Origin of the sequence: Myxococcus sp. RHSTA-1-4 (assembly GCF_020037125.1) — a bacterium.
In the GTDB taxonomy this organism is placed as follows: domain Bacteria; phylum Myxococcota; class Myxococcia; order Myxococcales; family Myxococcaceae; genus Myxococcus.
Genome location: NZ_JAIQDG010000008.1, coordinates 212,308 through 232,662, shown reverse-complemented (window position 1 = coordinate 232,662; position 20,355 = coordinate 212,308). Strand labels below are relative to the sequence as shown.

18 protein-coding genes are annotated in these 20,355 nt (G+C 70.5%); 6 read left to right on the top strand and 12 right to left on the bottom strand.

Annotated features, from left to right (window positions below; all coding sequences use genetic code 11):
- Positions 1 to 58: 58 nt before the first annotated feature.
- Both gshB and K8638_RS14170 read right to left on the bottom strand, forming a co-directional pair.
- Positions 59 to 1,024, bottom strand: coding sequence for a glutathione synthase (gshB, locus tag K8638_RS14175; protein WP_223755042.1), 966 nt, complete (start codon positions 1,022 to 1,024; stop codon positions 59 to 61).
- 55 nt (positions 1,025 to 1,079) lie between these two features.
- A complete protein-coding gene (locus K8638_RS14170) occupies positions 1,080 to 2,732 on the bottom strand; it encodes a serine/threonine-protein kinase (RefSeq protein ID WP_225937275.1) in 1,653 nt (550 codons plus the stop codon).
- 474 nt (positions 2,733 to 3,206) lie between these two features.
- Between K8638_RS14170 and K8638_RS14165 the strand changes: the two genes are divergently transcribed.
- Complete coding sequence (locus K8638_RS14165) at positions 3,207 to 4,025, top strand: hypothetical protein (protein ID WP_223755040.1); 819 nt, start codon at positions 3,207 to 3,209, stop codon at positions 4,023 to 4,025.
- Positions 4,022 to 5,011 carry a hypothetical protein gene (locus K8638_RS14160; RefSeq protein ID WP_223755039.1) on the top strand — a complete coding sequence of 330 codons (990 nt, stop codon included), beginning with the start codon at positions 4,022 to 4,024 and terminating at the stop codon, positions 5,009 to 5,011. The genes K8638_RS14165 and K8638_RS14160 overlap by 4 nt, the downstream gene beginning before the upstream one ends.
- A 46-nt stretch (positions 5,012 to 5,057) precedes the next feature.
- On the opposite strand, the gene K8638_RS14155 is transcribed toward K8638_RS14160, so the two are convergent.
- From K8638_RS14155 to K8638_RS14145, 3 genes are all read right to left on the bottom strand, one after another.
- A complete protein-coding gene (locus K8638_RS14155; RefSeq protein ID WP_223755038.1) occupies positions 5,058 to 5,354 on the bottom strand; it encodes a hypothetical protein in 297 nt (98 codons plus the stop codon).
- Between the two features lie 31 nt (positions 5,355 to 5,385).
- Entirely contained in the window at positions 5,386 to 5,679 is a 294-nt protein-coding gene (locus K8638_RS14150) for a hypothetical protein (RefSeq protein ID WP_223755037.1), read from the bottom strand.
- Between the two features lie 133 nt (positions 5,680 to 5,812).
- On the bottom strand, positions 5,813 to 6,910 hold the full coding sequence (locus K8638_RS14145; protein WP_223755036.1) for a hypothetical protein: 1,098 nt from the start codon (positions 6,908 to 6,910) through the stop codon (positions 5,813 to 5,815).
- A 183-nt stretch (positions 6,911 to 7,093) separates the two neighbouring features.
- On the opposite strand from K8638_RS14145, the gene K8638_RS14140 reads away from it, so the two are divergent.
- On the top strand, positions 7,094 to 9,280 hold the full coding sequence (locus K8638_RS14140) for a tenascin-X (protein ID WP_223755035.1): 2,187 nt from the start codon (positions 7,094 to 7,096) through the stop codon (positions 9,278 to 9,280).
- Between the two features lie 31 nt (positions 9,281 to 9,311).
- Here K8638_RS14140 and K8638_RS14135 read toward each other — a convergent pair whose 3' ends face one another.
- The 3 genes from K8638_RS14135 to K8638_RS14125 all read right to left on the bottom strand — a co-directional run bounded on the left by K8638_RS14135 (position 9,312) and on the right by K8638_RS14125 (position 12,197).
- Complete coding sequence (locus K8638_RS14135) at positions 9,312 to 10,505, bottom strand: lipopolysaccharide assembly protein LapB (RefSeq protein ID WP_223755034.1); 1,194 nt, start codon at positions 10,503 to 10,505, stop codon at positions 9,312 to 9,314.
- A 118-nt stretch (positions 10,506 to 10,623) separates the two neighbouring features.
- Positions 10,624 to 11,580, bottom strand: coding sequence for a hypothetical protein (locus K8638_RS14130; RefSeq protein WP_223755033.1), 957 nt, complete (start codon positions 11,578 to 11,580; stop codon positions 10,624 to 10,626).
- 92 nt (positions 11,581 to 11,672) lie between these two features.
- Positions 11,673 to 12,197 (bottom strand): DUF3592 domain-containing protein, encoded by a 525-nt coding sequence (locus K8638_RS14125; RefSeq protein ID WP_223755032.1) that lies wholly within the window; start codon positions 12,195 to 12,197, stop codon positions 11,673 to 11,675.
- 131 nt (positions 12,198 to 12,328) lie between these two features.
- Here K8638_RS14125 and K8638_RS14120 point away from each other — a divergent pair, with 131 nt between their 5' ends.
- The 3 genes from K8638_RS14120 to K8638_RS14110 all read left to right on the top strand — a co-directional run bounded on the left by K8638_RS14120 (position 12,329) and on the right by K8638_RS14110 (position 16,578).
- Positions 12,329 to 14,173, top strand: coding sequence for a hypothetical protein (locus K8638_RS14120; RefSeq protein ID WP_223755031.1), 1,845 nt, complete (start codon positions 12,329 to 12,331; stop codon positions 14,171 to 14,173).
- On the top strand, positions 14,170 to 15,447 hold the full coding sequence (locus K8638_RS14115; protein WP_223755030.1) for a hypothetical protein: 1,278 nt from the start codon (positions 14,170 to 14,172) through the stop codon (positions 15,445 to 15,447). Before K8638_RS14120 ends, K8638_RS14115 begins: the two co-directional genes overlap by 4 nt.
- A 111-nt stretch (positions 15,448 to 15,558) precedes the next feature.
- On the top strand, positions 15,559 to 16,578 hold the full coding sequence (locus K8638_RS14110; RefSeq protein ID WP_223755029.1) for an aldo/keto reductase: 1,020 nt from the start codon (positions 15,559 to 15,561) through the stop codon (positions 16,576 to 16,578).
- 30 nt (positions 16,579 to 16,608) lie between these two features.
- On the opposite strand, the gene K8638_RS14105 is transcribed toward K8638_RS14110, so the two are convergent.
- The 4 genes from K8638_RS14105 to K8638_RS14090 are packed head-to-tail and all read right to left on the bottom strand — an operon-like array spanning position 16,609 to position 19,908.
- Positions 16,609 to 17,418, bottom strand: coding sequence for an Imm49 family immunity protein (locus tag K8638_RS14105; RefSeq protein ID WP_223755028.1), 810 nt, complete (start codon positions 17,416 to 17,418; stop codon positions 16,609 to 16,611).
- Complete coding sequence (locus K8638_RS14100) at positions 17,418 to 18,029, bottom strand: imm11 family protein (protein WP_223755027.1); 612 nt, start codon at positions 18,027 to 18,029, stop codon at positions 17,418 to 17,420. The genes K8638_RS14105 and K8638_RS14100 overlap by 1 nt, the downstream gene beginning before the upstream one ends.
- Positions 18,029 to 19,039, bottom strand: a complete 1,011-nt coding sequence (locus K8638_RS14095; RefSeq protein WP_223755026.1) for an AHH domain-containing protein — start codon at positions 19,037 to 19,039, stop codon at positions 18,029 to 18,031. The genes K8638_RS14100 and K8638_RS14095 overlap by 1 nt, the downstream gene beginning before the upstream one ends.
- The gene (locus tag K8638_RS14090) at positions 19,036 to 19,908 is read right to left on the bottom strand and encodes a hypothetical protein (RefSeq protein WP_223755025.1); all 873 of its coding nucleotides are present in this window, start codon (positions 19,906 to 19,908) and stop codon (positions 19,036 to 19,038) included. Before K8638_RS14090 ends, K8638_RS14095 begins: the two co-directional genes overlap by 4 nt.
- Positions 19,909 to 20,355 lie beyond the last annotated feature (447 nt).

The following is a 20,355-nucleotide window of genomic DNA, read 5'->3' as shown; positions in this document are numbered from 1 at the left end:
CTCACAGGGGAGGCCGGGACTCTCCCTCCCGGCCGCGGCGCCGTGAAGCCCCTCGCGCCTACCGGGCGTTGCGCTCGGCCGCCAGCCGCTCCGCCAGGTCCAGCACCTTCGCCTCGATGCACACGCCGTCCAGCTGGTTGGCTTCGTAGATGCCCGTGGGGCTCGTGACGTTCACCTCGGTGAGGTAGTCCCCGAGCACGTCGATGCCCACCAGCAGCAGCCCGCGCCGGAGCAGCTCGGGCTTCAGCCGCTCGCAGATTTCCCGGTCGCGCGGCGTGAGCACGGCCTTCTGGGGTGCCCCTCCCGCGGCCATGTTGCCCCGGTGGTCGTCCTCGGGCGGCACGCGGAGCACCGCGCCCATCGGCTCGCCATCCACGAGGATGATGCGCTTGTCCCCCAGGCGGCTCTCAGGGACGTACGCCTGCGCGATGATGGCCTCGCGGCCTTCCCGCGTGAGCAGCTCCACCGCCGAGCGCGTGTTCCGGTCCGTGGGCGTCGCGAAGAGCACGCCCCTCCCGCCAAAGCCATCCACGGGCTTGAGGATGGTGCCCCGGGGGTTGTGGGCGATGTAGTCCATCAGCATCGGCACATCGCGGGAGATGCGCGTGTCCGGCATCAGGTCCGGGTAGCGCAGCGCGAAGAGCTTCTCGTTGGCGCCGCGGATGCCCGCGGGGTCGTTGATGAACGCGGGCGGCCTGTCACCGCACAGCTCCACCAGCTGCGTGGCATGGAGGAAGTCCACGTCCACCGGCGGGTCCTTGCGCATGAAGAGCACGTCCAGCGAGGACAGGGGGTGCACGCCCTCGTCGAGGATGTCGAAGTGCCGCCCCTGCTCGGGACGCACGGTGACGTGGCGCATGCGCGCCTCCGTCTGGGTACCGTTGAAGCGCAGCCAGCCCTGCTCGAAGTAGCGCACCCGGTGGCCACGCCGCTGGGCCTCCCGCATCAGCTCGAACGTGGAGTCGTGGTTCACCCGCACCATCTCGAGCGGGTCCATCAGGAAGCCAATGGTGAGCGCGGCCATGCAATCCGGGGGAAAGGTTGGGGCCGCGAGGATAACGGAGCGCGACGGGATGCGCTCAGGGAAGCGCCTCCAGAACGAACCGGGTCGTCTGGCCCGCACGGATTCGTACATCCTTCAGCGGCCGCCTCTTTCCGTCCGAGCCCACGATGTACAGCGTGTGCGTGCCGGCGGGCATCACCTTGTTGACCAGGGGCGTCCGTCCCAGCTTGTTGTCGCCCTCGTACACGTCCGCGTTCTCCGCCTTCACCACGATGGTGAGCTTCCCCTCGCCTCGCGCCGAAGGCTCGGAGGCCCGCTCCCTCTTCGTCCCCACCCGGTTCCTGCTCTCCCGCGTGGACTGGGGCGTCTCCGCCTTCGCCCGGACGACCGCCGTGCTCGCATCCGGCACCGCCGTGCCCGCCTCCACGTCCGCGGTGCCCGCATCCGGCACCGGCGTCCCCGGCTCGCGGAACTCGGGGAGCCGAGGGCCCGTCATGGCCCGCAGCTTGCCCGGGTCCTCCTCCGGCACGGGCTCCACCGTCGCGTTCAGCACCACGGCCAGGCGCCACGCCGCGTAGCCTCCGCCCACCAGGATGGACAGCAGCAGCAGCCCCCACAGCGCGTTGGACAGCCTGGAAGGCGCGCTGTCCGTCTCCGCCGTGTCCGCCACCCCGGGCCGCTTCCCCGCCGCCGGCGTCCGGCGCGACGGCTTGCGCGGCACCGCCGCCACTCCGCCCTGCGGCGTGGAGTCGTCCACCCGCTCGGGGAGGTACGGCCCCTCATCGCCGCGCAGCGCCTTCTTCGCCTTGTCCACCATGGAGCTGTTCGCGGTGCCCTCCGCGCTCTCCAGCAGCGCGCGGGTGGCCGCCATGCGCTCGGCGAACAGCTCCTTCATGAGCTGGGTCCGGTGGTCCGCGTCCATCAGCAGCCGGCTCGCCGCCGCTTCGATGGCTCGCGCCATGTCCCGGCCGCTGGCGAAGCGCTTCTCCCGGCTGCGCTCCAGCGCCTGCATCACCACCTTGGACACGTCCTCCGGCACGTGCGGCGACACGTGCGACGGCCAGGGGATGGGCGCCTCCAGAATCTTCACCATCTCGTCGCGCTCGTTCTTGCCCGCGAACAGGCGCGCCCCGGTGATGAGCTCGTGCATCATCACCCCCACCGAGAACAAGTCACTGCGGCCGTCCAGCTTCTCGCCGCGCACCTGCTCGGGGGACATGTACCCGGTGGTGCCCTTCACCGTGCCCGCGCTGGTGCGCTCCAGGCTGCCCTTCGCCTTGGCGATGCCGAAGTCCAGCAGCTTCACCACGCCGTCGTACGTCACCATGACGTTCTTCTGCGCGACGTCCCGGTGGATGACGGGGCTGGGCTCGCCCGAGGGCGACGTGAAGGTGTGCGCGTAGTGCAGCGCCATGCAGATGTCGCGCGCCACCGACAGCGTGAAGCCGATGGGAATCTGCTGCTTGCGGCGCAGGCAGGCGCTCGTGATTTGATTCAGGTTCTGCCCGGCGATGAACTCCATGGCCAGGTAGAGGCCGTCGTCCTCCTGCCCCAGGTCGAACACCTGGGCGATGTTGGGGTGGTTGAAGGCCGCGGTGATGCGCGCCTCGTCCAGGAACATGCGCTCGAACTGCGCGTTGTCGCGCACGTCCGGGAGGATGCGCTTGATGACGACGTACTTTCGGAAGCCTCCCGGCCCCGAGGTGAAGCCGAGGAACAATTCGGCCATGCCACCCACGGAGAGCTGGGTGACGACCTCGTACTTCCCGATGCGCTCGCCCCGATAGAAGTCGATGGGGAAATCCTCCGCCCGCGCCCCGCTCCGGGGGACCGTCGCCGGCACGGACGATAACAGGCTTGTGCGGGGCGGACGTCCCGTGAGTATCCGCCTTCACCCCCCGTGGCCCCCGCATTCACCCGAAACCTGTGGATGGGCTGTGGACAGCGGGGGTGGGGTTGTGGAGAAACCGGGCCGTGGATCAACACCTGTGGGAGCCCGGGGGAAACCTCCAATTTACCCACATGTAGCAGGTAGCGAATTCCCGAGTCATCCCGCGGGCTTGCTGACTTGTCCCCAACTCCGCGCTCCCTGCTTCTACCACCGTTAGATCAACACCTCTATGTACCTATAGAAGAAGCCGGCACCCGCTGGGGACGGCAACGCTGTGGAGACGGCGTAACAGGGCTGTAGAGTTCCGAGCCGGTGCGCGCCCTCTTCTTCCTGTCCTGGCTGTGCGCGGCTTCCGCCTGGGGCGCGGAGCCGCCGCTGACTCGCGCCGAGCAGGCCTTCGACGCGCTGGAGTTCGACGCCGCGGCGGCGGCCTTCCAGGAGGCCCTGGCTGCCCCTGGGACGCGCGAGGAGCGGCTTCGGGCATGGGAGGGGCTGGCGCTGTCCCAGGCCTTCATGGGGCAGCCCCAGGCGGCCCAGGCGGCCTTCGAGGTGCTGCTGGTGCTGGACCCGGACGCGCGGGTGCCGTCCTCGCTGGGGCCGAAGATTCGCGCCCCGTTCGAGGCGGCGCGCAAGGCGCTCCAGGGCCAGCGTGCCGTGCTGACGGTGAGTCGCGCGGAGGACGGGCGGGTGGTGGCCACGCTGGAGCAGCCCCGGCCGGTGGCGGTGGAGCTGCTGGTCGCGGTGCGGCAGCCGGGCGCGGCCGGCTTCACCGCGGCGGTGGGGGTGCCTCCCGGGCCGGTGGCGGTGAAGGCGGCTCCGGAGCGCGCGGTGGAGGCGTATGCGGTGGCGCGTGATGCCGGTGGCGCCGTCCTCTTCCAGCAGGGCAGCATGCGCGCGCCGCTGCGCTTCGATGCCAGGGAGCCGCCACCACCGGCGGTGGCCTCGGCTCGCGAGGCGGCCCGTCCCGCCGTGGTGGAGGAGTCCTCCGGGGAGGAGGGACGCCGCTCTCCGTGGCCCTTCGTGGTGGGCGGAGTGGGCCTGGCCGCGGCGGGCGTGGTGCTGGGGCTGGTGCTGAGCCAGCCGGAGCCGCTGGCGCTGCCTCCGGCGGACCGCACGGAGCGGCTGCCATGAGCGTGGGTGCCGGCGTGGGGAGCCAGGACAGGAGGCGCACGGGCATGGACGGCGAGAGCGCACGGGTGAGCGGCACGTCCCCGCGGGCCCCTTCCTTTATATGTGTTTCACGGCTGCCCTTCCTCGCCGCGCTGCTGGGCGTGCTGCTCCTCGCGGCCGCCTGCGAGGAGACACCGCCGCTGGTGGCGCCGGACCTGTGCGCGAGCGTGGCATGCCCTGGAGGCCAGACGTGCGTGGAGGGCCGGTGTCTCGCCACCACCTGCCCGGGCGTGGCCTGTGGCGCGGGACAGGTCTGCGAGCAGGACGCCTGCGTGGAGCTCGCGTGCCTGGGCGTGACGTGCCAGCCGGGTGAGCGATGCCGTCAGGGCACGTGTGGCCGCGTGGGCTGCGGGGCCGGCGTGTCGTGTTTCCCCACGGAGCGCTGCGTGAGCTCGGCATGCGTGTATGACACATGCATGGGCGTGCGGTGCCCGCAGTCCACGGTGTGCCGGCCGGGTGGCGTGTGCCGGAGTGTCTCCTGCACCGGCGGCTTCGACTGCGAGCCGGATGAGCGCTGTGGCGAGGACGGCCGCTGCGTGCCGGCCTCCGGCTGCGCGGCGGTGCGCTGCCCGTCACAGCAGGTGTGCCGCGACGGCATGTGCGCGGCGCGGGCCTGTACCACCGCGGCGGACTGCGGAGCGGGTGAGACCTGCCGCGCCGGCACGTGCCTCTCCAACGAGGACGCGTGCGCGTCCGTCCCCGCGTGTCCCTCCGGCCAGGTGTGCCGCGCGGGCGCGTGCCAGGAGGTGACGTGTGGTGTGGAGCGGCCGTGCCAGGGCCTCGAAGGCTGCCGCTCGGGACGCTGCGAGGGCCCCGTGCGTGGAGAGGCCCGGGGCGTGGCACCCGGCGCCGCCGTGCTGCCCTCCGGCGCGGGCAGCGTGGGCGCGGGCCTCGGCGGCGGACCGATGAAGGGGCCGACGCACACGCTCTACCCGGGCCTTCCCTGAGCGGCTCGCGCTCCAGGCCGTCCGGCGTGTCGCGCGGGCAGCCCGCTCAGGTGATGGCCGCGCGCAGCCGCTCCAGCAGCACCGGCAGCCGCTCCAGCAGCTCGCGGTCCATGTTCTCCAGCGCGTTGCGCAGGACGGCGAGGTCATCCGGCTCGCGCTCCGCGTGGACCATGCGCTGCAAGCCGCGCAGCCGCTGGTTGCGGAGCACCAGGCTGTCGAGGATGTCCTCCAGCTCCGAGGTCAGCTCCGGCTGCAGCCGCAGGTCGCGGCCGATCAGCTCACGGAGCTGCTCCACCAGATAGGTCAGGTCCCAGGATTCTTCGTAGCCCGCACGGCGTGACATCTCGGCTCGACCCGTCGAGAACGGACCGGGCTCAAGCCAGGACCCGGGCCCGCCGCAGCCCGGCGAGCGTGAGGCGCGAGCGCGAGGGGTCCAGCTCCACGCTCACCTGGCAGCCCGCCAGCTCCAGCCGCAGCGTGTAGGGAGCCGCGGAAGGGAGCTGGCCGCGCTCCTGGTGAGCCAGCGCCGCCATGCGGAACAGCTCGGCGAGCAGCTCCTGCCGGGCGTCCGGCGACAATCCATCCACCGTGGCCTGGAGTCCACGTGGAATGAGCACGGTGAAGGCCTGCGACGACTGCGCGATACCGGCGGTTTCGGCGGAGGTCATGCTCCAGCCGATTGCCAGAAACATACCCCGCCGGTTCCCTGCCATTCCGCGTGGTTGCGGGAGTTCGAGCGGATCCGCCTGAAAAAATCACCGACGCTTCCAGGCGCCATCCTGAATTGTTGGAAGTCCCCAGTCAGGGGATGCGGCAGCAGATGGCGTACGCGGTGGGAGCCGTGGTGCCCGAGTCGCCGTTCCGGCACCGGTAGCCCGGGCCTCCGGTGGCGGTGGCGCCACTCTCGACGGTGAGTCCGGTGGGCATGAAGGCGAGCCCGGGGCTGCCGTCCAGGCCGCTGCAGCCTCCTCCGGTGAGCACCTCGCCGGTGGCGCACCACGCGACGGAGAGGCGGCTGTCCCCGGCGTCGTTGCCGGTGGCGCTCCGGTGGGTGCACGCCAGGGCCGGCTTCGGGTGCGAGTGGTCCCCGCGCGCCACCGTGCGCAGCGCGCCGTTGTTTCCGCCCGAGGTGGTGAAGTTGACGCTCACGGTGGGCGGGGTACCGGCGGTGACGGACAACCCGTCCCCGAAGGTGGTGGCCGGCGCGTCCAGCTTCGCCTTGTCCGCGGCGGACATGAAGCCGGCGGCCGACGTGGTGGCCGTGGCGTGCGAGTGGTCGGCCCGGGCCGCGTTGCGCGACGTGCCGTTGGTGCCGCCGGAGGTGGGAAAGCTGACGCGCACGGTGAGGGGCGTGCCGGAGGCGGTGAGTCCGTCGCTGTATGCCGTCGCCGGTGTGTCCAGCTTCGCCTTGTCCGCGGCGGACATGAAGCCGTCGGTGGTGGAGGTGGCCGTGGCGTGGCCGTGGTTGGCGTTGGCGAAGGTGACGGCGGCACGGCCCTCCAGGAACTGGCTGTCCTGGGCGTGCAGGGCGTAGGGCACGGAGGCCATCTGCAGGCGCGGGGTGAGCTCGGACTGGCCGGTGAGCGCGACGCCCAGGTAGAGCTGGCTCCCCTGCGCCAGCTCGTACCGCAGGGGGTTCGTGGTGCCGAGCACCACCGCGTAGTAGCCGTTCGTCACGGTGACGGCGGGGTGGTACTCCTGCCAGAGGGGACTGCCGCCCGTGGCCGAGGCGTAGAGGGTGAAGGAGAGGTCCTGCGGCGTGCTCTCCGGCGTGCCGTCCGCGCGCACCAGGCGGCCCTGGAAGGCCATGGTTCGGGGGACGTCGTCCGCGGCGGCGGGCGTGCCCACCAGGGCGAGCACGGCCAGGACGAGCGCGAGGGCGGAGCGGGGGGCGGACATGGAGACGGCTCCAGGTGGGAGGCACCGCCAAGTCTACAGGGTCGAGCGTTCAGCAGCCGAAAGCGGCGCATGGGGGCCACGCCGTCACGGGAGGCTGGCTGTCGGCCAGCGGTGCCGCCCGCGGGGAGCCCCCCTCGCATCCGGCCCGCCCGAGGGCTATAGCGACGTCTCCGGGAGGCACCCATGGCGCGCGCGACGAGAGCAGGGGTGGGGCGAGCGGTCATCCTGCTGGCACTGGTGCTGGGAGTGGGCACGGCCTGCCGTGACAAGCCACCCCTGAAGCCGGCGGTGGGCCGGCTGCGGCTGTCCCAGCCGCGTCTGGACTTCCCGGCCGCGTACCCCGGCACCACGCGCGAGGCGGAGGTGCGGGTGGTGAACGGCGGCCGCGCGCCGCTGGACGTCACCTGGACGGAGGTGACGGCACCCTTCGCGCTGGTGGACGTGCTGCCGGTGCGGGTGCAGGCGGGCGAGGTGCCGGTGCGCCTGCGCTTCGCGCCCTCCGCGGTGGGCACATACGAAGTCACCGTCACCGGCACGTCCTCGGATGGCGGCCGGGTGGAGCTGGTGCTGGCGGGCGAGGCAAGGCCCCTTCCGGACTGCTTCACGCCGGTGACGTGCAGCACGGCCACCTTCGACGTGGTGACGGAGCAGTGCGTGGAGACGGTGCTGCCGGACGGCACCCCGTGCGACCCGGGCAACGCGTGCCTCACCGACGCCACCTGCCAGGCCGGCCGGTGCAAGGGACGCGAGCGCACGTGCGACGACGGCAACGCGTGCACCACGGACGTGTGCCACGCGCTGGACGGGTGCCAGGCGGTACCGGCGCCGCCATGCCCGGGAGACGGCAGGTGCCAGGTGGGCACGTGCGACCCCCAGAAGGGCTGCGGCCTGGCCCCCGCGCCGGACGGCACCTTCTGCGGAGCGGAGCGCGGGTGTGACGTGGCGGACCTCTGCGTCGAGGGCCGGTGCGTGCGGCAGAACCCGCCGGACAACTTCATCTGCGCGCCGGCCAGCCCCTGCCAGGGAGAGGGCAGGTGCCGGGGGAGCGTCTGCGAGCGCCCCGCGGCCGCCCCCCTGGCGACGGACTGGACGTACGACGCGAGCTTCGAGGGACAGACGCTGCACGACATGCTGGTGGGGCCCGAGGGCGACGTGACGCTGTCCGGCTTCTACGGCTTCCCCCTGCTGGACGCGGCGGGCCAGGCGCCGGTGCGCTCCCGCGAGCCGGGCCGGCGCTGCATGCTGTGGAACGACCGGCTGCTGTGCATGGACCTGCCGGAGGACGGCACGGTGTCGCTGCTGGAGCGCTCCACGGGCGTGCCGCGGTGGACCTTCACCCTGGCCGAGGCGCGGCCGGACTTCGCGCAGAAGACGCTGACGCTCTTCCTGGCGCGGCTGGCGGTGATGGCGCCGGACCGGCTGGCGGCCCTCTTCGAGGCGTACCCGGCCGGGCAGAACCGCGACACGCTCTGCCGCATGTACTTCCTGGTGGTGCTGGACGCCTTCGGCCGCATGGTGTCCACGCAGGAGCTGACGGACCCGCTGCTGTCCGAGTGCAACCACCCGCACCCCTTCGGCCTCGCCTCGGACACGAGGGGCGACCTGTACATCTCCTTCGCGCGGACGACGAACGTGGGGGCGCCCCTGGTGCCGGGCTCGCCCACGCTGCTGATGGCCTTCTCCTCGGACGGGGTGCCGCGCTGGAAGCAGACGCAGGACTTCCGCGCCGGTGAGCTGGCGGTGGCGAACGGGCTGCTGTTGCCCGAGTACGGCACCCAGGCACTGAGCACGGGCGACGGCTCGCCCACGGCCTCCATCCCCCAGGCGTTCGGCCGCGTGGTGGCCACCCGGGAAGTGGCGGTGCCCAGCGCGCCGGGCACCACGGTGAACCCGGGCGGTGGGGGCGCCACCCCCGCCGCCACGCAGCTCAAGGGCTTCGGCCTGCCGGCGCTGGGCCCGGTGTGGACGTACTCGCTGAGGGAAGGGCAGAGCCTCACCACCAAGGAGCTGCGGCTGGCCACGTGGCCGGCGGGCCCGGGGCTGCCGGGGGAGACGGTGGCGCTCACCACCGCGGTGGGCAGTGACAACACGCAGCTGCTGGTGGCCGTGCGCGCGAGGGACGGGAGCGAGGCCTTCCAGTGTCCGCTCGCCTATTCGCCGCGCACCGTGACGCAGCTCATGGAGCTGGCGCCGGGAGCGATGCTGATGATGGACGGCGCCACCACCTGCGGCGAGTGCGACCCGCCGTTCGCCTACAGCCAGGCGCGCTTCATGCGCTTCCCCATGCCGGGGCTGCTGCCCGCGCGCGAGCCCTGGCCGGGCACCTTCGGCGGGCCGGGCCACGGCCACCACGAGAACTCCGTGCGCTGAGCCGGTGCCTCCCCGAGGTGCGCGCCGGACGTCAGCGCAGCGTCTGGAGGAGCCGATCCGCCTGCTCGCGCATCTCCTTCTCGCCGGCGGGGGCCAGCTTGAGGACGTCGCGCGCCAGCGCCTGGGCCTTCGCCTTGTCACCCTTGCGCGCGTTGACGATGGCGAGGTTGAGCACCGGCTCCACGCGGTTGGGCGCGCGGCGCCGGGCCTCCTCGAGAATCTCGATGGCCGCCGTCAGGCGCTCGTCGGGGTCTCCCTCCTCCCAGCGCATCAGGAGGTTGCCCAGGTTGTTGGCGGGAGCCCAGTCGTCCGGGTCCAGGTCCATGGCCTCGCGCCACGCATGCACCGCGCCCTCCACGTCGGGCGGCTCCGTGGCCTCGAGAATCATCGCCTCCAGGGACTTCGTCTGCGCCGTCGACTGCCCGCGCGCCGCCAGCTTCCGGCACAGCTCCAGGGCCTCGTCGCGGTGCCCGGTGGCCGCCATCATCCGCGCCAGGTTGCCCTGCATCGCCGCGTCGTCGGGGAACTCGCGCGCCAGGTGCTTCGCGATGCCGAAGGCCTCGGGCACGTTGCCGCGCGCGGCGAGGATGCTGCTCAGCGAGTTGAGCAGCTCCGGGTGGTCCGGCATCAGCTTCAGTCCCTGGCGCAGCAGGTTCTCCGCCTGCTCCAGCTCACCGAGCTGCTGCAGCACCACGGTCCACGCCACGTAGACGGGCGGGTTGAGGGGGTTGAGCTCCAGCGCCCGCTCCAGGTGCGGCAGCGCCGTCTTCAACTCCTCCAGCACCAGGAGCACGCGCGCCAGGTGGAAGCGGTACTGGGCCACCTCCGGCTCCAGCTGCACCGCCTTCTCGAACTCCTTGCGAGCCCCCGGGAAGTCGTCCTGTCCGGCCAGCAGGAAGCCCAGGCCGAAGTGCGCCTCGGCGCGCGGGGGCTTCGCCTCGCGGATGACCTGCGTGTAGAGGGCGCGGGCCGCCTCCAGGTCTCCGCGCTCCGACGCCAGCGCCGCCTTCACCAGGCGCGAGTCCGCGTCCTCCACGCCGCCGCGCGTGGCCTGATTCACGAGCTGCTCGGCGCGCGCCCAGTCACCGTCCACCGAGGCCAGCTTCGCGAGCGTCAGCAGCGCGACGCGGTCGTCCTTGTTCTTGCCGAGCGCGCTCTCCGCGAGCGCCCGAGCCTTGTCGACCTCACCGGCCTTCAACAACGCCTGCATGCTCTGGGTGGTCATGGCGGGAGTATGCCAGGGGAGGGGGTGGCCCTGAAAACAACGGGCGCGAGGCCCGCGGTGCCTGGCAGGGCACCACGGACGGCTCGCGCCCGGGGGGTGTGCGGAATGAGCTGGAGCGCTACCAGAACTTCAGCTTCTTGAAGGCGTCGCCGATGCTCTTGCCGATGTCCTTGATGACTTCGATGGGCTTCTCGATGACCTTCTTGACGGTGTCCTTGATGCCCTTGAGGTCGATGTCGATATTCACGCCCAGCTTGAAGCCCACGCCGAGCGCCGCGCCGATGTCCAGGCGGGCCTTGAAGCGGCCGTTCTTGAAGCCGGCCTCCGCCTTGAACGCGACACCCGCGCCCGCCCAGACCTCGGCGCGGCCACCGACGCTGCCGAACTTGCCCAGGTTGACGTTGGCCTCGGCACCGGCCCGGGCGCCCACGAAGGCGTCGGCCTCGATCTTGGCGGCGTAGATGCCCTTCGCCGGGTCGATGACCACCTCGCCGTTGGCCTTGGCCTTGGCGCCGACGTACGCCTCACCCGAGGCGTCCAGCGTGTAGTCACCCTTGCCGATGCGGACGGAGCCCTGCGCGTTCACCAGCGTGGCGGAGGCCTCCGCCGAGCCGGTGGCCTTCAGCGCGCCACCCTCGAAGGACACCTTGCCGCTGCCCCTCACGGAGGCCTGGCCCACCGCGAAGCTGCCCTGGCCCTGCGCCAGCCCGCCCTTGCTGCTGAAGCCGCCGGCGCGGGCGAGCCCGGCCACGCTCTTCTCGAAGGAGCCCTCCGCCAGCGTCACACCGGGCAGCTTGCCCAGCAGCTTCGCGCCCTTGCCGGGGTTGGCGTTGGGGGTGAAGAGGTCGCTCGTGTCACCGTGCGAGTAGCTCTTGTTGTAGTTGCGGTTGATCTGCTTCCCCGCCTCGAAGCTGTTCTGGTACCGCCCCTCCTGGGTGACCGCCGTGTTCTTCTTGTCCGGCGTCGTCGCGACCGGGTTCTTCTGGGTCGCCGTCTGCGGCAGGGCCGCCTTCGGCTGCTTGAGCGATTTGGTCAGGCCGAGGAAGTTGAAGCCGCGAAGGCTCTTGGCGGTCATGGGAAGCGCGCTCCGGTTCGGAAAATTGGGACTTGAAGCATTTTCGACGCAGTGGAGCGCCGGTTGCGTGGAGTTGGATCTTTTTTCGGGGATTACCGGCCGCTGTACCAGCGGACGAAGAGATAGAAGGCGCCGGTGACGAAGAGGCACGCGGCCCCCGCCGCCGGGATGGCCCATGAGGTGGAATGGACCCCGGGCTCGAGCAGGGCCCGGCTCGGGTCCTCCGGGTCATAGAAGACGGTGACGGGCCTGCCGGGGGCGTAGCGCGCCGCGTGGGCCTGCGCGTGCTGCTTGTTGCTGACCTCGACCGAGTCCGGCGTCAGCTCCGTGCCCGTGTAGGTCTGACCCTCCACGGTGTAGGTGTACTCCACCTGGGGGCTGTAGAGGATGCGGGGCGCGGGGGCGGGGGCGTCGTCGTCGTAGCTCGTCTCGGTCTGGAGCGCCGGGGCTTCGCGCGAGGTGACGCGGGAGGAGCGGATGGTGCCCTGCGTGGTGGGCCAGCTCCGGGTGCGCGCGGACCGCCGCATCCGGATGAACCCCCAGACCAGGACGCCCAGGCCGACCAGTCCCAGGACGACGCTGATGGTGGAGAGCAGCGAGAGGAGCAGTGGCTTCATGACGAGGCCACCACCATAGCAGCGCCCTCCGGGCTGGCGTCGAGGGGACCCCCTGAGTCCCCGCATGCCGGGACATCACACCCCGCCACCCCCGGCTCCACCTTTGAGAAGGAGCACTCGAGGGGGAGGCCATGGCCGTCGACATCCGCATTCCAGTCCTCGTGCAGGACCCCGTCGCGTCGGAGGAGCGGAGCCTTCCGAAGATGGAGTGGGTCCGCCTCCGGAGCGAGGACGTGGTGCTGGACGGGCCCGTCTCGCCGCGGGTGGCGGTGCTCGACCTGGATGCGGGCACGGGAAGGCTGGCGCGGGGGGCGCGTTACCAGCCTCCCGAGCGCGAGGGGGAGCCGGGCACGTTCCGCCTCCAGGACCCCGAGCGGCTGGACGCGGCCGACGTCATCCAGGTGAGCGTCTTCGGCGCGGTGCTCCGGACGCTGGAGATGTTCGAGGAGGACGACGCGCTCGGCCGCAGGGTGCGCTGGGCCTTCGAGGGCTCACAGCTCCTCGTGGTGCCCCGGGCCGGCGAGTGGGCGAACGCCTTCTACCAGCGCGAGTCCCGGAGCCTGCAGTTCTACTTCTTCCGCCAGACGCTCCCGAGCGGACGCCAGGAGCGCATCTACACGTGCCAGTCGCAGGACATCATCGCGCACGAGACGGCGCACGCGGTGCTGGATGGCATCGCCCCGGACCTGTACCACGCGCTCTCGCCCCAGGCGGTGGCGCTGCATGAAGCGGTGGCGGACCTCACCGCGGTGCTCGCCGCCTTCCGGTGCCGGCCGCTCGTCCGGCAGGTGCTGAAGGAGCAGGGCGGCAGCATCGCCAGCTCCGGCGCGTTCAGCGCCATTGGCGAGCAGTTCGGCAAGGCGCTCGGCCATGAGCGGGGCCACCTCCGGGATTTGCTGAACCAGAAGACGCTGAAGCCCATCGACGGTGGGAAGCCGGAGGACGTCGTCACCTCGGTGGAGCCGCACGCGCTGAGCGAGGTGCTCTCCGGCGCGCTCTACAGCGTCATGCTGAAGCTGCACGAGGCGCTGAAGGACGAGTTCGCGCGCAAGCCGCAGGCGCGGCCGTCACTGGTGGCTCCGACGGAGACGGCCCGGCAGGCGCTGCCCCCGGAGGACGCGCCCGAGCCTCCGCTGGCGCACCGGGGCTTCGTGTCCGAGGACGCCTGGCAGGAGGCGCGCAGGCGGGTGTCGGGCAAGGCACTGGCCGTGGCGGCGTCCCGGTTCAAGCGCAGCCTGTACCGCGGGCTGGACTACCTGCCGCCGGGAGAGGTGTCGTTCGCGGACCTGGGCCGGGCCATCCTCGCCGCGGACCAGGCGTCGCACCCGGACAGCGGCGAGCAGCGGACGTGGCTGTGCCAGGAGTTCGTCCGCCGGGGCATCGTCCGCGGTGAGCGCGAGCTGCACGTGCGGACGGACTTCGAGCACCGCGCCCTGGCCGGCGTGGACCTGGACACGCTGGTGAAGAGCGACTGGGCCGCCTACGCCTTCGCGAACCGGCACCGCGGCTTCCTGCGGATTCCTCGCGGCACGTCCTTCCACATCGCGCCGCGGCTGGTGGTGGAGAAGCTCTACTACGACGCCGCGGGTGAGCACGGGACGCGGCGCATCCGCGAGTGCATCTTCAAGGTCTCCTGGAAGGTGGACGAGACGGACACGGTGCCCGGCGGCGTGCTGCCGGACGTGCGGCAGGTCACCTTCGGCACCACGCTCGTCATCGACTGCGAGACGCGGCGGGTGCGGGCGCTGCTCACGTCGGACCGGCACTTCGAGCGGAAGACGGACCGGGACGGGATGCTGCGGTGGTTGATGGACGAGGACCTTCTGCGCGTGGGGGACGAGGCGCTCGGTCCCGACGGCAGGCCGCTGTGCTGCGCCATCAAGGGAGAGGTCTCCGACGGAATCCTCCGCGTGGTGGGCACGGCGCACATGCTTCACATGGTGGCGGAGCAGCGCTTCCAGCGGGGAGGTGGATGATGGATGCGCTGAGGGTGCGGACGTACAACGTGCGGTTTGGTGACGCGCTGCTCGTGTCGGTGCCGGACCACGACGCGGACACGGGCCTGACGACGACGCGCCACCTGCTCATCGACGTGGGCAACGTGCAGGCCGGCGAGGGCGGGGCGGATACCGTCTTCCAGCCCGTGCTCGAGGACGTGCTCGCGGAGCTGGATGGCGCGCCGCTGGACCTCTACGTGATGACGCACGAGCACCTGGACCACGTGCAGGGGCTGTTCTACGCGGACGGGCGCCTGTACGAGGGAGGGCTGCGGGAGAAGCTGAAGCTCCGCCATGCGTGGCTGACGGCCTCGGCGGCGCCGGACTACTACGAGCGGCACCCGGAGGCCGAGAAGCAGCTCGTCGCGCGCCGGGCGCTGTATGAGGACCTGCGGGAGTACTTCCGGCTGAAGCCCGAGGCGGCGCGAAAGGTCGTCCCGTCCTTCCTGCTCAACAACGACCACCGGAAGACGGGTGCATGCGTGGAGTACCTGCGCGGCCTGGCGGAGCAGACGCACTACGTCCACCGGGACGCGCCGCTGGAGGGGACGCACCCGTTCAAGGAAGCACGGCTGGAGGTGTGGGCGCCCGAGGAGGACACGAGCGAGTACTACGGGCGCTTCTTCCCGGTGGCGCTGGGACTGGAGCGCAAGCCTGGAGGAGAGGTGTCCCTGCACGAGCCGGCGCCTCCGGCCGGAGTGGACGCGAGCGCCTTCTACAACCTGCTCAGCTGGCGGCGCCGGGCCGTGGGGGATGACCTGCTGGCCATCGACAAGGCGGCGAACAACACGAGCATCGTCTTCAGCCTGGAGTGGCGCGGGTGGCGGCTGCTCTTCGCCGGCGACGCGGAGCTGCGGAGCTGGAAGACGATGAAGAAGCACGGCGTGCTCAAGCCGGTGCACTTCCTCAAGGTGAGCCACCATGGCAGTCACAACGGGACGCCGGACGGGGACATCTTCGATGCCATCCTGCCCGTGCGGCCGCCGGATGGACGGCAGCGGTGCGCGGTCATCTCCGCGTACGGCGGCACGTACAGCGGCATTCCGCATGACCCCACGGACGAGCGGCTCCGCTCCCGGTGCTCGCTGAGCACCACGCTGGGGTCCAGGAGCGCGCCGTACATGGACCTCACGTTCGAGGACGTGGGGAGGACGCGGGCGCCTCCCAGAATCCGGCGCGCGGTGCCGGTGCGGGCCCATGCGGCACGGCAGGCCCGAGGCCACACGCGAGGCGGCGGCAAGCGGCGGGCGTGAGGGCCTCCTGTGGAGAACTTGTGGAGGCAGCTACAGTGCTGCGCCGTCCACTCCGCCCCGTTACATCTCGCGCCCTCATTTCCCCGGCAGGACACACGAGGTGGCACGCACATGAATTACCGGCAACTGGGCCGCACCGGCCTGTACGTCTCGGAGCTGTGCTTCGGAGCCATGACCTTCGGCGGCGAGGGCTTCTGGAAGGTCGTCGGCACGCAGGGCCAGGCCGAGGCGGACAAGCTCGTGGGCCGCTCCCTGGACGCGGGCATCAACTTCTTCGACACCGCGAACGTCTACTCCAACGGCCTCTCCGAGCAGCTGCTCGGCAAGGCCCTGGGCGCGAAGCGCTCCAGCGTCGTGCTGGCCACCAAGGTCCGCGGCCGCATGGGCCCCGGCGTCAATGAATTGGGCCTGTCCCGCGGCCACATCATGGACTCCGTCCACGCGAGCCTGAAGCGCCTGGGCACCGACTACATCGACCTGTACCAGATTCACGGCTACGACGCCGTCACGCCCATGGACGAGACGCTGCGCGCGCTCGATGACCTCGTCCGTCAGGGCAAGGTGCGCTACCTCGGCGCGTCCAACCTGGCCGCGTGGCAGCTCATGAAGGCGCTGGGCATCAGCGAGAACAAGGGCCTCTCCCGCTTCGAGTCCCTGCAGGCCTACTACACCCTCGCCGGACGCGACCTGGAGCGCGAGCTGGTGCCGCTGATGAACGACCAGCAGCTGGGCCTCATGGTGTGGAGCCCCCTGGCCGGCGGCTTCCTCAGCGGCAAGTACCGCCGCGAGCAGCAGGGCCCGCAGGGCTCGCGCCGCGCCGAGTTCGACTTCCCGCCCGTCAACAAGGAGCGCGCCTATGACGTCATCGACGTGATGGACGGCGTCGCGAAGGAGCACGGCGTGTCCGTGGCGCGCGTGGCGCTCGCGTGGCTGCTGCACCAGCCGCACGTCACCACCCTCATCATCGGCGCGAAGACGGAGCAGCAGCTCGAGGACAACCTCGCGTGCACCACGCTCAAGCTCACGTCCGAGCAGCTCGCGAAGCTCGACGCCGTCTCGAAGCTCCCGCCCGAGTACCCGCAGTGGATGCTCGAGCGCCAGGGCGGGGACCGCGTGCCGCCCACGAAGTAGGTCGTCGGTCTGCTCCACGGCGGATGCATGTCAGCGGGGAGCCGGACTCGCTTCGAATGGGAGCGCCCAGTCGCCGTCGTACGCCATCTTCATGGGGACCCGCGCGAGGGGCGGGCAATACAGCAGCGGCTCATCAATCTTCATGCCCCCGCGTTCGGCGAGCCGCAGCAACGCAAGCCCCTCGAACCAGATGAACCGGTAGGCGACGAACTGGTCCGGTGAAGTGCCCATCCTCGCGGCCTGGGCCTCCGTCTCCTCTCCATGCTGCTGGAGGAGCCGCTCCAAGGCAGCGAGGAAGCGGCTCCGGTCCCCTGCCAGTAGCGATTGGAAGACCTCCAGCCGGTCCGGCTGGGTTTCCGCGAGCACGCGCTCATGTTGGCGGAGGAACTCCGGGGAGAAGGTCCCACCTTCCGGCAGGACGACGAGCTCCTGGAGCAGGTGGGCCCATGCGAACTCGTCCTCGTACTCGTCCTCGCCGCGTTCGGAGGAGGAGACGCGGCACAGGTCGCGTGCGAGCTCCCAGTACCCGGCCGCCACGGCGCCGAGCAGCGGTGCGTTGTCGGAAGCGGGCGGGAGCGCCGCTCCCCGGGTGCGCAGGTGGATGAGCAGCCGTCGCCAGTTCTCCGCCGCGCAGCCCAGGTGGTAGAAGAAGTATTGAGGGCTTCCGTCGAGCAGCAGGGTCGTCACGCCCTGGGTGTGGAAGTGCACGCAGGCCTCGCGCACCAGTCCCACGAGCTCCTCCACCGTTCCCTCCGCCAGCACCTCGGGGAAGGCGTCGTCGAAGAGGATGTCCAGCGAGTCCGCGGCCTCTTCCCGGAGTTCCGCGAGGTCGAACTCCATCACGCCTCCAGGTTGGTGTAGGAGCCGTCCCAGCCATCCGCCGCCAGCAGCCGGTAGCCGGTGACCTTGCCGGCCTTGAGGGCGTCGGCCACGGTCTGGTCCACGACGTACTCGCGCATCAGCGGCTTGAAGCGGAACAGGCGGGCTCGCGGGGAGATGAGCTCCTTCTTCAGGACGAGGGTGCGGACCCGCTCAATCTCACTCTCGTCGAAGGGGTCCTTGTCATAGACGGACTTCTCCAGGTCGATGCCGTCCTCGCCGCCGAGCGGGTGGATGATGAAGTACTCGGGACCCACGACCTTGTCCTTGTGGTCCTTCACCGCGACGGGCAGGTACTCGCAGTTGTCCACCCCTACCGAGTCGAGGATGTCCTTCACCTTCTTCGAGGCGATGATGAGGCTTATCGTGTTGGCCACGAAGTCGAAGAGCTTGCGGTGCTTGGGGAAGTCCCGGGAGAACCTGAGGGTGGCCCCCGCCGGGAACTGGGCGGCCTGGGGCTGGTTCTTGAAGAGGCGCCACTTGGACGGCGCCCCCGCCACATAGGTCTCGATGACCGCTCCAGGGTTGCTGAGGGTATCGAGCATCCAGAACGTCCGGTTGTCGGCCGTCATCAGTTCATCGCTCCCTCCGGGAAGCGCCTGCGCCTCCCGGTGCTCTTGTGCTTGCCCTTGGAAATGAACTTCACCAGGTTGTCCTTGGGGCGCTTGCCCTGCAGATACAGCTTGACCGAGTCCTTGCCCAGGTCCTTGAGCTTGTCCCAGAGGTTGTCCTCGGCCTTGGTCAGTTTCTTGATGAGCTGCGGGTAGAACGCCGCGTGGGGCTTGTCGCTCTCCATGGCTTCCTTGATCTTGTCCTTGACGCCCTCCAGCGCCTTCTTGGCGTGCTTGATGTACTCGGAGTGGCTGCCAACGTGCGCCAGCAGGCAGTGGGGGGGCACGTCCCAGGTGGGCAGTGGCACGATGTTGTGCCCGTTGTTCACGTCGTAGCCCGAAGCGCGGATCAACTCCTGCTCCTCGTCGGTGAAGTGGGACTCGCTCTTGCTGTCGAAGACCTCGATGGGGATGAGGTGATGGGCCACCCACCGATACGGAGCGGAGGTCGTGAAGAAGAAGTAGAGCTCGGCCCTTGTCTTGTGGGTGAGCTTCTTCGTCAGGAAGAAGCGCTTGTCATTCCCCGGGAAGCCGCCGGGCTCGGGGAACTCGAAGCACTCCTTCCACTTCGCGCTGTCCTTGACGATGGCCCAGACCGGCCGCTGCGCCGCCAGCTTCTCCACCTTGTCCAGCATCACCTTCTTCTTGGCGTCGTCACAGCCGCTGAAGAGGTATTCGAAGGGCCATTGATTGTAGCGCCCCCGGCCTTTGTGCTTGTGGACGTACGCGGGGCCCCGGTACTGGTAGTGCCCCCTGCGCCTGAGCGGGTCCGGCGTGCTCGCGTGGTTGCTCTTCTGTTGCTGGTCCTTCTCCTTGGCCTGCGCCTCCAGCTCCTGGATGAGCTGGTTGGGGTATGCCGGGTCCTCCAATTCGGGGAACTTCTCGTTCTTGAAGGTGTTCTCGTCGACGCTGCTGAAGGTGAAGTCGTTGAAGCGGGTCTTCTTGGCTCCGCCCGTCCCGGTCTTGCTCATGAACGACCTTCTTTCTTCGATGAGGACAACAGGATGGCCGCCCGTGGCGCCTGTCTGTCTTCCGAGGACAGCACCACTCCCGAGCGGCTCCGGGCATAGCCTCGCTGGAGACCCCGGAGTGTGACACAGACGCCCAGCGCTCCCGAGACGACACCCGTCTCACCGAAGCCGAGCGCGGGGAACCAGGAGCGCTCGAGTCGCCATTCCGGGCGTTCCATGCGCAACCGCTGCAGCAGGCTGCCCCATTCAAGGGCCCGCCTCTGCTCACCGTTGTGGTCACTCACGAGCAACGGCTCTTCCGAGGCGGGTGTGCCGGGCGGCAACACCCGCTCGACACACGCCGCCAGGTCACGGCCATCGGCCCGCTCGGGCTCGGGCGACTCCAGCACACACACGTCCTGGAGGATGACCGCCGACGGGGCGCTCGCATCCGGGCGTCCCGTCGCCGGCCGGAGGAGGAGCGCGACTCCGGCCTCACCCGGGATGAAGCCCACGGGGTGGTCTTCCGTCTTGAGGCGCCTCGACAAGGCGAGCTGGCGCAGGGTGGGAGGCGACAGCAGGCTGTCCACCGCCACCACCAGGCAGGCCCCCACCTTCCGGGCGGTGAGAACCTCCCGAGCCGCCTGGAGTGCCCGGGCAAAGGCCACATGGCCTCCCGTGAAGAAGCGCCATCCTCCCCGCCAGGTCATGCCAAGGTTGTCGAAGGTCTGCCTCAGGACGAACTCGCCGAGCACGTCGCGCCTGCGGGCCGCGTCTTCCCGCAACTCGGCGCGCATCGGGAACTCGCGCGCCAGGGCATCCGGGAGCACCAGGAAGAGAGGGGTATCCGCACCCAGCTCCCGCAGCGCCACCCGTCCCTGGAAGTCCATGAGCGTTTCATGGAGGATGGCAGCCAGCCTGCCCGCAGCGGAGAAGCCGAAGGTGACCTCGGGGATGGCACACGTCACCAGCGGAACGGGAGCGTTGTCCCCCTCTGGGAAGTACCGGAATTCACGCGACGAGCCCGCACGGCTCAGGCCCGCGCGGAATGCGGCACAGGCCGTGATGAGAGGCCCCAGACACGAACTCATCGCGGCAGCGGCAATCTCCAGCCTCATGGGGAAGAGGATACCCCGGCTGAGGGAGACGGCTCCGCCATGCAAACCGCCTGCCCGTACCAGGGGTGAATCCCTGGGCGCTGCGGGTCGGCCCAGGCATCCAGCCTGTCACGGCACGCCCCGGAGGACCGACCCTGCGGGTGGACAGGCCGCGCGCAGTCGATATTCTTCGGCCCGCATGGCGTTGGAAGCCGTGGATGGATTCCACGGTGCCCACGC